The organism is Cupriavidus sp. CER-90, assembly GCF_057652055.1.
The window spans coordinates 2,459,528-2,472,407 of record NZ_JBYGYM010000002.1; the positions used below are offsets into that span (position 1 = coordinate 2,459,528).

12 protein-coding genes are annotated in these 12,880 nt (G+C 64.2%); 6 read left to right on the top strand and 6 right to left on the bottom strand.

Annotated features, from left to right (window positions below):
- Nucleotides 1–38: 38 nt before the first annotated feature.
- The 6 genes from AC24R4_RS21885 to AC24R4_RS21910 all read right to left on the bottom strand — a co-directional run bounded on the left by AC24R4_RS21885 (nucleotide 39) and on the right by AC24R4_RS21910 (nucleotide 7,504).
- Nucleotides 39–1,241 carry a DUF2863 family protein gene (locus AC24R4_RS21885; protein ID WP_400391633.1) on the bottom strand — a complete coding sequence of 401 codons (1,203 nt, stop codon included), beginning with the start codon at nucleotides 1,239–1,241 and terminating at the stop codon, nucleotides 39–41.
- An 86-nt stretch (nucleotides 1,242–1,327) separates the two neighbouring features.
- Entirely contained in the window at nucleotides 1,328–1,462 is a 135-nt protein-coding gene (locus AC24R4_RS21890) for a hypothetical protein (RefSeq protein WP_400391630.1), read from the bottom strand.
- 253 nt (nucleotides 1,463–1,715) lie between these two features.
- On the bottom strand, nucleotides 1,716–4,421 hold the full coding sequence (gene acnA / locus AC24R4_RS21895; protein ID WP_400391627.1) for an aconitate hydratase AcnA: 2,706 nt from the start codon (nucleotides 4,419–4,421) through the stop codon (nucleotides 1,716–1,718).
- Between the two features lie 200 nt (nucleotides 4,422–4,621).
- Nucleotides 4,622–5,173, bottom strand: a complete 552-nt coding sequence (locus tag AC24R4_RS21900) for a hypothetical protein (protein WP_092594312.1) — start codon at nucleotides 5,171–5,173, stop codon at nucleotides 4,622–4,624.
- 237 nt (nucleotides 5,174–5,410) lie between these two features.
- The gene (locus tag AC24R4_RS21905; protein WP_400391625.1) at nucleotides 5,411–6,391 is read right to left on the bottom strand and encodes an HpcH/HpaI aldolase/citrate lyase family protein; all 981 of its coding nucleotides are present in this window, start codon (nucleotides 6,389–6,391) and stop codon (nucleotides 5,411–5,413) included.
- Between the two features lie 129 nt (nucleotides 6,392–6,520).
- Entirely contained in the window at nucleotides 6,521–7,504 is a 984-nt protein-coding gene (locus AC24R4_RS21910) for a malate dehydrogenase (RefSeq protein ID WP_061959458.1), read from the bottom strand.
- A 413-nt stretch (nucleotides 7,505–7,917) separates the two neighbouring features.
- Here AC24R4_RS21910 and AC24R4_RS21915 point away from each other — a divergent pair, with 413 nt between their 5' ends.
- The 6 genes from AC24R4_RS21915 to AC24R4_RS21940 all read left to right on the top strand — a co-directional run bounded on the left by AC24R4_RS21915 (nucleotide 7,918) and on the right by AC24R4_RS21940 (nucleotide 12,864).
- Nucleotides 7,918–8,763 (top strand): GntR family transcriptional regulator, encoded by an 846-nt coding sequence (locus AC24R4_RS21915; protein ID WP_153945462.1) that lies wholly within the window; start codon nucleotides 7,918–7,920, stop codon nucleotides 8,761–8,763.
- 372 nt (nucleotides 8,764–9,135) lie between these two features.
- Nucleotides 9,136–9,546, top strand: coding sequence for a succinate dehydrogenase, cytochrome b556 subunit (gene sdhC, locus AC24R4_RS21920; RefSeq protein ID WP_400391620.1), 411 nt, complete (start codon nucleotides 9,136–9,138; stop codon nucleotides 9,544–9,546).
- Nucleotides 9,547–9,556: 10 nt separating this feature from the next.
- Nucleotides 9,557–9,922, top strand: coding sequence for a succinate dehydrogenase, hydrophobic membrane anchor protein (gene sdhD, locus AC24R4_RS21925; protein WP_066733321.1), 366 nt, complete (start codon nucleotides 9,557–9,559; stop codon nucleotides 9,920–9,922).
- Between the two features lie 3 nt (nucleotides 9,923–9,925).
- Nucleotides 9,926–11,704 (top strand): succinate dehydrogenase flavoprotein subunit, encoded by a 1,779-nt coding sequence (gene sdhA / locus AC24R4_RS21930; RefSeq protein WP_092594308.1) that lies wholly within the window; start codon nucleotides 9,926–9,928, stop codon nucleotides 11,702–11,704.
- Nucleotides 11,705–11,738: 34 nt separating this feature from the next.
- A complete protein-coding gene (locus AC24R4_RS21935; protein WP_092594307.1) occupies nucleotides 11,739–12,440 on the top strand; it encodes a succinate dehydrogenase iron-sulfur subunit in 702 nt (233 codons plus the stop codon).
- Between the two features lie 142 nt (nucleotides 12,441–12,582).
- A complete protein-coding gene (locus AC24R4_RS21940) occupies nucleotides 12,583–12,864 on the top strand; it encodes an FAD assembly factor SdhE (protein ID WP_400391615.1) in 282 nt (93 codons plus the stop codon).
- Nucleotides 12,865–12,880 lie beyond the last annotated feature (16 nt).

Consider the following 12,880-nt stretch of genomic DNA (forward strand, 5'->3'; position numbering starts at 1 on the left):
GCCGTTACTGGCGGGTTTTTTCGTTGAAGTGCGATGCCTTAGTGGAACAGCGGCTGCTGGGTCGGGGCATCCTCGGGCAGTTCGGCGTGGACGATCTCGCCGGAACGGTCCGCATAGAGCGGCGTACCGCAATCCTCGCAGTATTCCGGATCGAACAGCGCGGCGTGGCGGAAGATGTCCTCGACGCCGGCGTTGCGCAATTCCTCGCAGATCTGCTCGACCGGGTTGCCTTTTTCCTCGGCGTCGATCTCGCCGGACTCCCGGCCGTACACCGGCCAGACAATGCCGTAGATCACGTCCTTCTCGCCGCGCATCGTGAAGCCCACGCGGTATTCCTCGACCACTTCCTCGCCAAAGCCGGCCACCACGGCGGCCAGCTGGCCAGCCGGAATGTCGAGCGTGCCGCACAGATAGTTGACGGCGGCGCGCACGGTCAGCGGACGGATGCTCTTGTCCGATTCCCGGCACGACAGGAAGAAGGCGTCGGGCAGCAGCAGTTCGAACTCGCAGCCCGGCAGCAGCAGGGCCACGGTCGGCTGCACCTGGTTGCGCCATTGCTCCAGGCAGACCGAACGCTCGGCGTGGTGCTCCTTGGCGTCTTCCTGCCAGCGGAACAGGGCGCCCTCGTGCGGTGCCACCACCACGGCCAGCAGGTAGCGCGGATCGGCCAGGATCGGGGCGGTCTCGGGCAGGTCCTTCAGGTCCACCTTGGGCATCGATCCGGCCAGCGCGGCCGACGCCAGCTTGTGCGTCAGCGCGAACGTGTCGCTATGGCTGCGCGGCAGCTGGTCGATGCTGTAGAGGTAGGGCGACAGGGCCACCTTGGTACTGTTGGCCAGCACGTGGGCCTGCAGGTGTACCGCCAGCGTCTGCGCCAGTTCGGGCTTGAGCGCGCCGGACGGGATGGCGTAGCGGGTATGGGCCAGGATCGGGGCGGCGATCAGCAGGGCGTCATGCTTGACGCCGTCGATCTCGATCGTTGCCGATTCGGCCAGCGTCTCGGCCTGTTCGGCCAGCACGTCGGACGCGTCGGCATTGTGCTTGAACAGGTGTTCGAGCGCCGCGTCGAGGGCGGTCTGGCTGCCGTTCTTCAGCAGGCGATAGAGCCGCTGGGACAGCCGCCGCTCCCAGTATCCGTCCTCCATGCGGCTGCCCGAGGCGTCCAGGGCCAGTGCATCGGCCACCAGTCGCTCGGCGTCGGGCGAGAGTCGGGTAGAAGACTTGGGGCGAAAACCTGCCATAGATAGAAAGCGTCCGTTTTTTCGTAAAACGGTATTCTACCCGCTGCGTTGACAGCCGCAGTTGTCGCGAACCCTTGTTTGGCCGCTTACTTCTGCGCGGCCGGCGCGTGCGATTCGGTGCTGTGCGATTCGCCGCCCATCGACACGTCGCCGCCGCCCTTGGTCAGCAGGTACAGGGCCGCGCCGGCAATGACGACGAATGCGATCAGGATCTTGGCCATCTGTTGTCTCCTAGTCTGTAGGTATCAGTTACGCCGCAAGGCATGCCGACCAGTCTGGCAGCGCAGGCTTGCGCGGAACTTACGCGCCGGGGTGGGGATTACCCGAAAGCCACCCGCCCCATTGCCGGCCCCATTGCCCCCATCACCCGCGACTTCCCCCGGCGACATCCCCGGGCTGCCGGACAACAAAAAACCGCCGCCCCGCGTGAGCGGAAGCGGCGGTTCGGGCCGCCGGCGGAGCCGGCAGCGCAGGTTACGCCACCAGCAGTTGACGCAGCACAAACGGCAGGATGCCGCCGTGGTTGTAGTAGTCGACTTCGATCGGCGTATCGATGCGCAGCAGTACCGGCACGCGCTGGGTGTCGCCGTTGGCGCGGTGGATCACCAGCACCACATCCTGCTGTGGCTTCAGTTCACCCTCGATGCCTTCCACGTCGAAGGTCTCGTTGCCGATGATGCCCAGCGACTGCACGCTGTCGCTGCCCTTGAACTGCAGCGGCAGCACGCCCATGCCGACCAGGTTCGACCGGTGGATCCGCTCGAAGCTGCGCGCGATCACGGCCTTCACGCCCAGCAGCTGGGTGCCCTTGGCCGCCCAGTCGCGCGACGAGCCGGTGCCGTATTCCTCGCCGCCGAACACCACGGTGGGCGTGCCTTCGGCGATGTACTTCATCGCGGCGTCGTAGATCGACATCTCGTCGCCGGTCGGCTGGTGCAGCGTGATGCCGCCTTCCACGCGCGACCCGTCGGCCTTCGGCGGGATCATCAGGTTCTTGATGCGCACGTTGGCGAACGTGCCACGCATCATCACCTCATGGTTGCCGCGGCGCGAACCGTAGCTGTTGAAGTCGGCCTTGAGCACGCCGTGCGACAGCAGGTACTTGCCCGCTGGCGAGGTGTCCTTGATCGAGCCGGCCGGCGAGATATGGTCGGTCGTCACCGAATCGCCAAAAACGCCCAGTGCGCGGGCGCCGCGGATCGTCACGGCCTCGTTGTCCGGCTCCAGCGTGAAGTCCTGGAAGAACGGGGGTTCGGCGATATACGTCGAGGTCGGCCAGTCGTACACCTGGCCCTTGGTGCCCTTGATGTTCGCCCAGAGCTTGCTCGGCTTCTTCACCTGCTCGTAATTGCCCTTGAACGTCTTGGCGTCCATGGCGTACTTCAGCAGCGCGTGGATTTCTTCCGAGGTCGGCCAGATATCGCCCAGCCAGATGTCGCGGCCATCGCGGCCCTTGCCGACCGGCTCGGTCATCAGGTCGCGCGTGACCGTGCCGGCGATGGCGTAAGCCACCACCAGCGGCGGCGAGGCCAGGAAGTTGGCGCGGATGTTCGGGTGGATACGGGCTTCGAAGTTGCGGTTGCCCGACAGCACGGCGGCGGCCACGATGTCGTTCTGGACGATGGTCTCGTTCAGGGCCGGCGTCAGGTCGCCCGCGTTGCCGATACAGGTCGTGCAGCCATAGGCGGTCACGCCGAAGCCCAGCTTTTCCAGGTAGGGCAGCAGGCCGGCGGCGGTCAGGTATTCGGTCACCACGCGGCTGCCCGGCGCCAGCGACGTCTTGATGTGCGGCGCCACGTTCAGGCCGGCTTCCACGGCCTTCTTGGCCAGCAGGCCGGCAGCCAGCAGCACGCTCGGATTCGACGTGTTCGTGCACGACGTGATGGCGGCGATCAGCACATCGCCGTTCCTGACCTTGACGCCGTCGGCATTGACGAATTCGCGGCCCAGCTCGGCGGCATCCTTGTTGAAGCCGTTTTCGGCCACCGGCTTCGAGAACAGCGACGCGAAGGTGCTCTTCACGTTACCAATCTCGATGCGGTCCTGCGGACGCTTCGGGCCGGCCAGCGACGGTGCCACGGTGGCCAGGTCCAGCGTCAGGGTCTTGGTGTAGTCGATGTCGCCGGCGCGCGGCACGCCGAACAGTTCCTGGGCGCGGAAGTAGCCTTCGAACGCGGCGATTTCCTCCTCGGTGCGGGCCGTGCCCCGGAAGTACTCGATGGTCTTTTCATCGACCGGGAAGAAGCCCATCGTGGCGCCGTATTCGGGGGCCATGTTGCCGATGGTGGCGCGGTCCGGCGTCGACAGGCTGGCCGTGCCTTCGCCGAAGAATTCCACAAACTTGCCCACGACTTTCTCGCGGCGCAGCATCTCGGTGATCGTCAGCACCAGGTCGGTGGCGGTCACGCCTTCGCGCAGGCGGCCCTTCAGTTCCACGCCCACCACGTCGGGCGTCAGGAAGTACACGGGCTGGCCCAGCATGCCGGCTTCGGCCTCGATGCCGCCCACGCCCCAGCCCACCACGCCGATGCCGTTGATCATCGTGGTGTGGGAATCCGTGCCGACGAGCGTGTCCGGATAGTAGACGCCGTCCTTGTTGTGGACGCCGCGCGCCAGGTATTCCAGGTTCACCTGGTGGACGATGCCAAAGCCCGGCTGCACCACGCCGAACGTGTCGAACGCCTGCATGCCCCACTTCATGAACTGGTAGCGTTCGTTGTTGCGCTGGAATTCCAGCTGCATGTTCAGGTCCAGCGCCTTCTTCTCGCGGAAGTGATCGATCTGCACCGAGTGGTCGACCACCAGGTCCACCGGCACCAGCGGCTCGATCTTCTTGGGGTTCTTGCCCATCTTCTCGGCCACGTTGCGCATGGCGGCCAGGTCGGCCAGCAGCGGCACGCCCGTGAAGTCCTGCAGCACCACACGCGCCACCACGAACGGGATCTCGTCCACGCGGTCGGCGGTGGGCTTCCAGTTGGCGAGCTGCCTGACGTGTTCCTCGGTGACCTTCTTGCCGTCGCAGTTGCGCAGCACCGATTCCAGCACCAGGCGGATGGAGACCGGCAGACGCTCGATCTTCACGCCCAGCGCGCGGCCCAGCTGGGGCAGCGAGTAATACTGACCCGAGCCGCCCGTGGCGAGTTTGAATTCCTGGAGGGTGTTATTGAGATTGTGGGGCATTGCCTGACTCCAATCGAGGGATGACGCGGGACTCTGCTTGTGGATGCTTGTTCTTCAGACCCCGGTGCGCGGAAGGGTTCCGCCGCCATGCATGCGGCGCGGCCGGCAGGACCCGGACGCGCACCGTTACAACGATTCAGTGCAGCTGATACCCGCGCGGCGCCAGAGCGGCGCCGCGCAGGGTAAGGCAAGGTGAGACTTTACTGCTTCGGCGCGGCTTGTGCAGCAGGCTGGGCGGCGTCGGCCGGCTGGGCCGCCGGTTGGGCCGGCGCCATCAGCAGCGGCGTGGACACCGGCGCGCGCAGTGCGCCGGCCTGCGTCGGGGCCGCCCCGCCGGCCTGCATGTCGGCGTTCTGGCATTCGTCGGCCAGGCGCTGGCCCAGGTTCTTGTTGAACAGCATGGCCTTGCTCGGGATCACGACCAGATCCAGACCCGAGGCCTGATCGAAGTAGCGATCGGCGCCGGTGACGGTGCTCTGGCGCGGCAGGCGGTAGTTGCGGCCGTCCCAATGCACGGTGATCACTTCATCGCGCTGCATGTTGCCGCTGATCCAGATGGCATGGCCCAGTTCGCACTGCCACTTTTCGCCCGTGGGCTGCACGGCGGCGGGTGCGGCGGCAGCGGCCTTCGTCGACTTCTTGGCGGGCGCCTTCTTGGTGGCGGCCGGCTTCTTGGCCGGTTCCTGGGCCATTGCGGCGCCGGTGGTCAGGGTCAGGGCGCCAATGCAGGCTGCCAGCACGAGTTGTTTCATGTGGGTTCCTTCCGGATTGCTTGGGTAGTCAAAGGGGCTCGTTGTGGTGAACAGTCCGGGGGGCGCCACGCAGTGTCACGCGGCGCCCCGGCAACTTTCCGCCGCTATTCTCTACGATTTGTCTGACGGGGCGAAGCCCGTCGGACATTGGTTACACAATCGCACGCGGATGGTTTGTCATCGGCCACTTGCAGGCAAAAATGAGCAGTTTTCGTGTGTGATCGCGTGGTGTTGCGCTCAATCAAAGAACAGATCGCGCACGGGCGGCGGCAGCCGCGTGCCCGTGGCGTGGGCCCGCTGCAACAGCGACCAGTAATAGCGGTAGCTGGCGCGGTCGTGTAGCTGCCCGTCGTGGCGGATCGGTGCCCAGTTGTTCTCATGCGCGGCCAGCAGGATCTGGCTGGCCGCCCCGATCTCGCGGTCGCTGGGCCGGAACGCGGCCACGATCGGCTCGATCTGGCCCGGGTGAATGCTCCACTTGCGCAGGTAGCCGAATTCGGCGCGGGCACGCAGCGCGTCGTCGCCGGCGCGCTCCGGGTGCTGCACGTCGGTGCTGACGTTGTGCGACGGCACCTTGCCGTGGCGGTGGCAGGCGGCGGAAATCTCCAGCATGGCGCGACGGATCAGCGGATGTTCGAACTGCTCCGGCGATCGCATCGCGTCCCCCGGAATGGCGCCGTGGTGCGCCGAGACGAAATCCATCAGCCCGAAGCTCAGGCATTCCACCTGGACCAGCGATGCAATGTCGAAGGCCTGTTCCAGTGCAGAATGTGTCTCAATAAGCACATGAATCGGGATATGGCGGGCGATGCCGGCCGCACGGGCCACCTGGTTCACGTGGTCGGTCACGCGTGCCACTTCCACCACGTCGGTGACCTTGGGCACCACCACATAGGCCAGGCGCGCGCCGGCGGTGCCCACCAGGATATCCACATCTTCACGCCACCCCGGGTGCGCCGGGTCGTGGATGCGCACGCCCACGCGGTTGTGCGCGTTGTCGGCGCTATTGACCAGTTGGGCGCAGAGCAGGGCGTGCTCGCGCTCCAGCCCGACGGCGGCGCCGTCCTCGCAATCGAACGTAATGTCGAACACGGGGCCAAGCGCCTGCTGCAGGGCAAGCGATTTGCGCATGAGCTTTTCGCTGCCCGCATAGTGGTCGCAGACCGGCAGTTGCACCGGAATGGCTTCGCCCTGGAACAAGACCTCGGATGGATGCACGTTGATATACGTATGGAGCGGGGGGTTATTGTGAAGACAAAACGGCTGCCCAAATGAAAAACCGGGGTCCGCGCCGATTTTCAGATCGATGCGGACCCCGGTTTCATGAGCGGGAGGCTCTGGCGAAGATCAGCCCAGCAGATGCTGCACGCCGGCACGCTCTTCTTCCAGTTCCTTGAGCGTGATGTTGATCTTTTCCTGGCTGTAGGCGTCGATTTCCAGGCCTTGCACGATTTCGTACTTGCCGTTGGCCGTGGTCACCGGGTAGCCGAACATGACGTCCTTCGGAATGCCGTATTCGCCGTTCGACGGGATACCCATCGTGACGACCTTGCCGTTCGAGCCCAGCACCCAGTCGTGCACGTGGTCGATGGCGGCGTTGGCGGCCGAGGCGGCCGACGACAGGCCACGGGCCTCGATGATGGCGGCGCCGCGCTTGCCCACGGTCGGCAGGAACACGTCGTTGTTCCACACCGGATCGTTGATCAGGTCCTTGACGCTCTTGCCGTCGACGGTGGCGTAGCGGTAGTCGGCGTACATCGTCGGGCTGTGGTTGCCCCAGACGAACATCTTCTCGATCGACGACACCGGCTTGCCGGTCTTGGCGGCGATTTGCGACAGGGCACGGTTGTGGTCCAGGCGCAGCATGGCCGTGAAGTTCTCGCGCTTCAGGTTCGGCGCCGACTTCATGGCGATGTAGGCGTTGGTGTTGGCCGGGTTGCCGACCACCAGCACCTTGACGTCACGGCTGGCCACTTCGTCCAGGGCCTTGCCCTGCACCGTGAAGATCTGGGCGTTGGCTTCGAGCAGGTCCTTGCGCTCCATGCCCTTGCTACGCGGACGGGCACCCACCAGCAGGGCGACGTCGGCGTCCTTGAAGGCAACCTTGGGGTCGTCGGTGATGACCACGCCGGCCAGCAGCGGGAACGCGCAGTCTTCCAGCTCCATCACCACGCCCTTGACGGCGGCCTGGGCTTGCGGGAGGTCGAGCAGTTGGAGGATGACCGGCTGGTCTTTGCCGAGCATGTCGCCGTTGGCGATGCGGAACAGCAGGGAATAGCCGATCTGGCCAGCGGCGCCGGTGACTGCGACGCGCATTGGGGCTTTAGCCATGAGTAAGTCTCCAAACGAAAAGAGGGGGTAACCGGTCGGTGGCAACGGGCCATCCAGGGTATGGAGCGGGCCGGCGCATCACCGGAAGCTGGTTCGCGTGTCGCCACGGGGCAGGCGGGCGTCCGCCGGGAGCCCGCGGCCGGCCGTGCGGCCGCGACGAGGAGCGCGCGGGCCGTGGGCAGGCGTCGAGGGCGACAAGGCGTAAGTCTACTACTGCTGTGTGGTGCGCCGCATCCGCAAGGCTTCAAAAGGTGGGCAGGTAGCCCGGAAGAGACCTGGCGGAGGCGGTGGCGCGGACCTGCGCGAGTGTAGGGGGAGCCCTCATTGATGTCAATTCATATGTCTTATATAAGACATAAGACATTTCATAGTGCGCTGGACGCGATTCTCGCTTTTGTGGTTGAATCCGGGCTATGTCTTCCCTGCCTACGTCCCCGCTCGCCGCCGCCGCCAATGGTGCGCCGGAATCTGGCGCCCCACAGAGCGGTGCCGGGACGCAGCCGTCCACGCCCGCATCGGCCAATACGCCAGCCGCGGCGCCGTCCCCAACGTTCAGCCCACTCTACCAGCAGATCAAGGCCCTGATCATGCAGAGCCTGCAGACCGGCGAGTGGAAGCCCGGCGAAATGATCCCGAGCGAGATGGACCTGGCGGCCCGCTACAAGGTCAGCCAGGGCACGGTGCGCAAGGCCATCGACGAACTCGCCGCGGACAACCTCGTGGCGCGCCGCCAGGGCAAGGGCACGTTTGTGACGACCCATCACGAGGATGTGGTCAAGTTCCGCTTCCTCCGCCTGGTACCCGACGAGGGTGAACCCCATTACGGCGCCAGCCGCGTGCTCGAATGCAAGCGGCTGCGCGCCCCGGCCGAAATCGCCCGGCTGCTCGATATTCGCACCGGCGACAGCGTCGTGCAGATCCGCCGCGTGCTGACCTTTTCCAACGAAGCCACGGTGCTGGACGAAATCTGGCTGCTCGGCGCGAACTTCAAGGGCCTCACGGCCGAGAAGCTCAACGAGTGGAAGGGCCCGATGTACGCGCTCTTCGAGGCCGAGTTCGGCACCCGGATGATTCGCGCCACGGAAAAGATTCGGGCCGTTGCTGCCGATAACACGGCTGCCGAGCTGTTGTCCGTGGCACCCGGTTCGCCGCTGCTGTCGGTGGAACGTGTGTCGTTCACCTACGGCGACCGCCCGGTGGAAGTTCGCCGTGGGCTTTATGTCACGACGCGCCACTATTATCAGAACGATCTGAGCTGAAGGGCCATGACCATGGAAAGTCTGTTCCGCACGCTGACTATTGTCACGCGTGTATGGGACGTGCGCCGACCATTGTCATTCATGAATGCAATGCTCGGACAAAGCGTGTCTGGAGTGGTGCGCACATTGTCGCGTGCGATTGTCGGGCACGCCGCGCTGGTGCGTGATAGGCGAAAATTATTGGTGCGGCGCGCAACAAAGGCGCTAAAATCACGTGGATTTGCTCCCCTGCATCCATTTGCATCCAGCGGACCCACACGCTTGATGCAATCCGGTGCATTCACGGTAACCGCTGTGCGGCGCCAATGCAATCGGGGGTAATGGCAGTGTCGTTCTTTTGCAGTTTTCTTTTCATCGCAAATGGGGTCTCGCATGGCTGAAGCCGCCAAACAAGCCAGGCCGGAGTTCCGGAACATCGGTATCGCGCAAATCTCGCGCTACCGGTTGCCCTGGGCCGGCAAGGTATCCATCCTGCATCGCGTAAGCGGTGGCTTGATGTTCCTCCTCCTCCCTTTCATTCTGTACCTGTTCGAACTGAGCGTCACCTCCGAACTGAGCTTCGCCAGGTTCTCGGCCCTGCTGTCCAACGGCTTCGTCAAGCTGGTGATCCTGGCCCTGATCTGGGGTTACCTGCATCACTTCTGCGCCGGTATCCGCTTCCTGCTGCTGGACGTTCACGTCGGCGTCTCGAAGCCCGCCTCGGCCACGTCGGCCAAGGCCGTGCTGGTGGTCAGCCTGCTGCTCACCCTGGTTTTCGGGCTGAAGCTTTTCGGCCTGTTCTGAGGAGAGTCACGTGGCAAATAACAATATCGGTCCCAAGCGTCTTGTCGTCGGTGCGCATTACGGTCTGAAAGACTGGCTCGCGCAACGCGTTACCGCAGTCATCATGGTGGTCTTCACCGTGGTGCTCGCCGTGGTGTATCTCGCCTTCGGCAACCCTTCTTATGAAGGCTGGTCGGGTCTCTTCGCCAATCAATGGATGAAGCTCCTGACGTTCCTGACCATCCTGTCGCTGCTGTTCCATGCATGGATCGGCATTCGTGACATCTGGATGGACTATGTGAAGCCGATGGCCGTGCGCCTCGTGCTGCAAGTTCTAACGATTCTGTGGCTCGTCGGTTGCGCGGGCTACGCTGCTCAGATTCTCTGGAGGGTGTAATAAATGGTCGCAGTCAAGACTGGATTGCCGCGTCGCAAATTTGACGTGGTCATCGTCGGGGCGGGCGGCGCCGGGATGCGCGCATCCCTCCAGCTCGCGGAAGCCGGCCTGAGCGTGGCCGTGCTGTCGAAGGTTTTCCCGACCCGCTCGCACACCGTGGCGGCGCAGGGCGGTATCGGTGCCTCGCTGGGCAACATGAGCGAGGACAACTGGCACTATCACTTCTACGACACCATCAAGGGCTCGGACTGGCTGGGTGACCAGGACGCCATCGAGTTCATGTGCCGTGAAGCCCCGAAGGTCGTGTACGAGCTCGAACACTTCGGCATGCCGTTCGACCGTAACGCCGATGGCACGATTTACCAGCGTCCGTTCGGCGGCCACACCGCCAACTACGGCGAGAAGCCGGTGCAACGCGCTTGCGCCGCCGCTGACCGTACGGGCCACGCGCTGCTGCACACGCTGTATCAGCGCAATGTGCGCGCCAAGACGCATTTCTTCGTCGAATGGATGGCGCTGGACCTGATCCGCGACGAAGAAGGCGACGTGCTGGGCGTAACCGCGCTGGAAATGGAAACCGGCGAAGTCTATATCCTCGAAGCCAAGACCACGCTGTTCGCGACCGGCGGTGCCGGCCGGATCTACGCGGCTTCCACCAATGCCTTCATCAATACCGGTGACGGCCTGGGCATGGCGGCGCGTGCCGGCATCCCGCTGGAAGACATGGAATTCTGGCAGTTCCACCCGACCGGCGTGGCCGGCGCGGGCGTGCTGATCACGGAAGGCGTGCGTGGCGAGGGCGGCATCCTGCGTAACAAGGACGGCGAGCGCTTCATGGAACGCTATGCCCCGACGCTCAAGGATCTGGCGCCGCGCGACTTCGTGTCGCGCTCGATGGACCAGGAAATCAAGGAAGGCCGTGGTTGCGGCCCGAACGGCGACTACGTGCTGCTCGACCTGACCCACGTCGGCGCCGAGACCATCATGAAGCGCCTGCCGTCGATCCGCGAAATCGGCATGAAGTTCGCCAACGTCGACGCGATCAAGGAACCGATCCCCGTCGTGCCGACCATCCATTACCAGATGGGTGGTATTCCGACGAATTTCCACGGTCAGGTCGTGGTGCCGAAGAACGGCAACCCGAACGAAGTGGTCAACGGTTTCTACGCGATCGGCGAATGCTCCTGCGTGTCGGTGCACGGCGCCAACCGCCTGGGTACCAACTCGCTGCTCGATCTGGTGGTGTTCGGCCGTGCCGCCGGCAACCACATCGTGGCCAACGCCAGCAAGCAGAAGGAACACAAGCCGCTGCCGGCCGATGCCGCCGACCGCGCCATGGCCCGTCTGGCCAAGCTGCAGGCAACGACCTCGGGCGAATACACCCAGGACGTGGCCAACGACATCCGCCGCAACATGCAGTCGCATGCCGGCGTGTTCCGTACGCAGAAGCTGATGGACGAAGGCGTCGAGCGCATTCTGGAAGTGGCCGAGCGTGCCGACAACATCCACCTGAAGGACAAGTCCAAGGTCTTCAACACCGCACTGGTGGAAGCCCTGGAAGTGGCCAACCTGGTGGAAGTGGCCAAGGCCACGATGATCTCGGCCGCGGCCCGCAAGGAATCGCGTGGCGCCCACGCCCACAGCGACTTCCCGAACCGCGACGACGACAACTGGCTCAAGCACACGCTGTTCTACAGCGAAGGCAACCGCCTCGACTACAAGCCGGTGAAGATGCAGCCGCTGACGGTGGAATCGGTTCCGCCCAAGGCTCGTACGTTCTGATACCCGCCTCGTAGAGAAAACAGGACCCCCAGAAATGAAGCGTATTTTCGAAGTCTACCGCTACGATCCGGACAAGGACGCCGCCCCCCGCATGCAGACCTACGAGGTCGAGCTCGACGGTCACGAGCGCATGCTGCTGGACGCACTGGTCAAGCTGAAGAAGCTGGACGAAACCATCTCGTTCCGCCGTTCGTGCCGTGAAGGCGTGTGCGGCTCGGACGCGATGAACATCAACGGCAAGAACGGCCTGGCCTGCCTGACGAACATGCGCGAGCTGCCGGACCGCATCGTGCTGCGTCCGCTGCCCGGCCTGCCGGTGGTGCGCGACCTGATCGTCGACATGACGAACTTCTTCAAGCAGTACCACTCGATCAAGCCGTTCCTGATCAACGACGAGCCGCCGCCCGAGAAGGAGCGTCTGCAGTCGCCGCAGGAACGCGACGAGCTGGATGGCCTGTACGAGTGCATTCTGTGCGCCAGCTGCTCCACGTCGTGCCCGTCGTTCTGGTGGAACCCGGACAAGTTCGTCGGCCCGGCCGGCCTGCTGCAAGCCTACCGCTTCATCGCGGACAGCCGCGACCAGGCCACCAGCGAGCGTCTGGACAACCTGAACGACCCGTACCGGCTGTTCCGTTGCCATAGCATCATGAACTGCGTCGACGTGTGCCCGAAGGGCCTCAATCCGACCAAGGCGATTGGCAAGATCAAGGAACTGATGGTTCGCCGCGCTGTTTAATTGCCCGGTATAAACTGCCTTCTGCGCCCCCGCCGTTCGCGGTGCAGACAGGCAGTCTGCAGTAATGCAAGTTGATGTAAGCGGCGCGTCAGCCCGATGCGGTATCAAGTCGGGCTGGAGCGCCGGTCAATGAAGGCTGACCATGAGTCATTCCACCACTTTCTCCCATCAGGCCGACCCGCACAAACGTGCCCGTCTTCGCTGGCGCGCCCGCCGCGGCCTCCTGGAGAACGACATCATCGTCGAACGTTTCTTCAACCGTTACGAGGAGAGCCTGTCCGATCAGGACGTGGCTTCGCTGGGCGAGCTGTTCGAGCTTAGCGACAACGAGTTGATGGACCTGCTGCTTGTCCGCAAGGAGCTTGACGGTGAGCTCGACACGCCCCCGATGCAACGGGTACTCAGCCTGCTGCGTTCGGTCTGAGTTTGGTCAACACTAT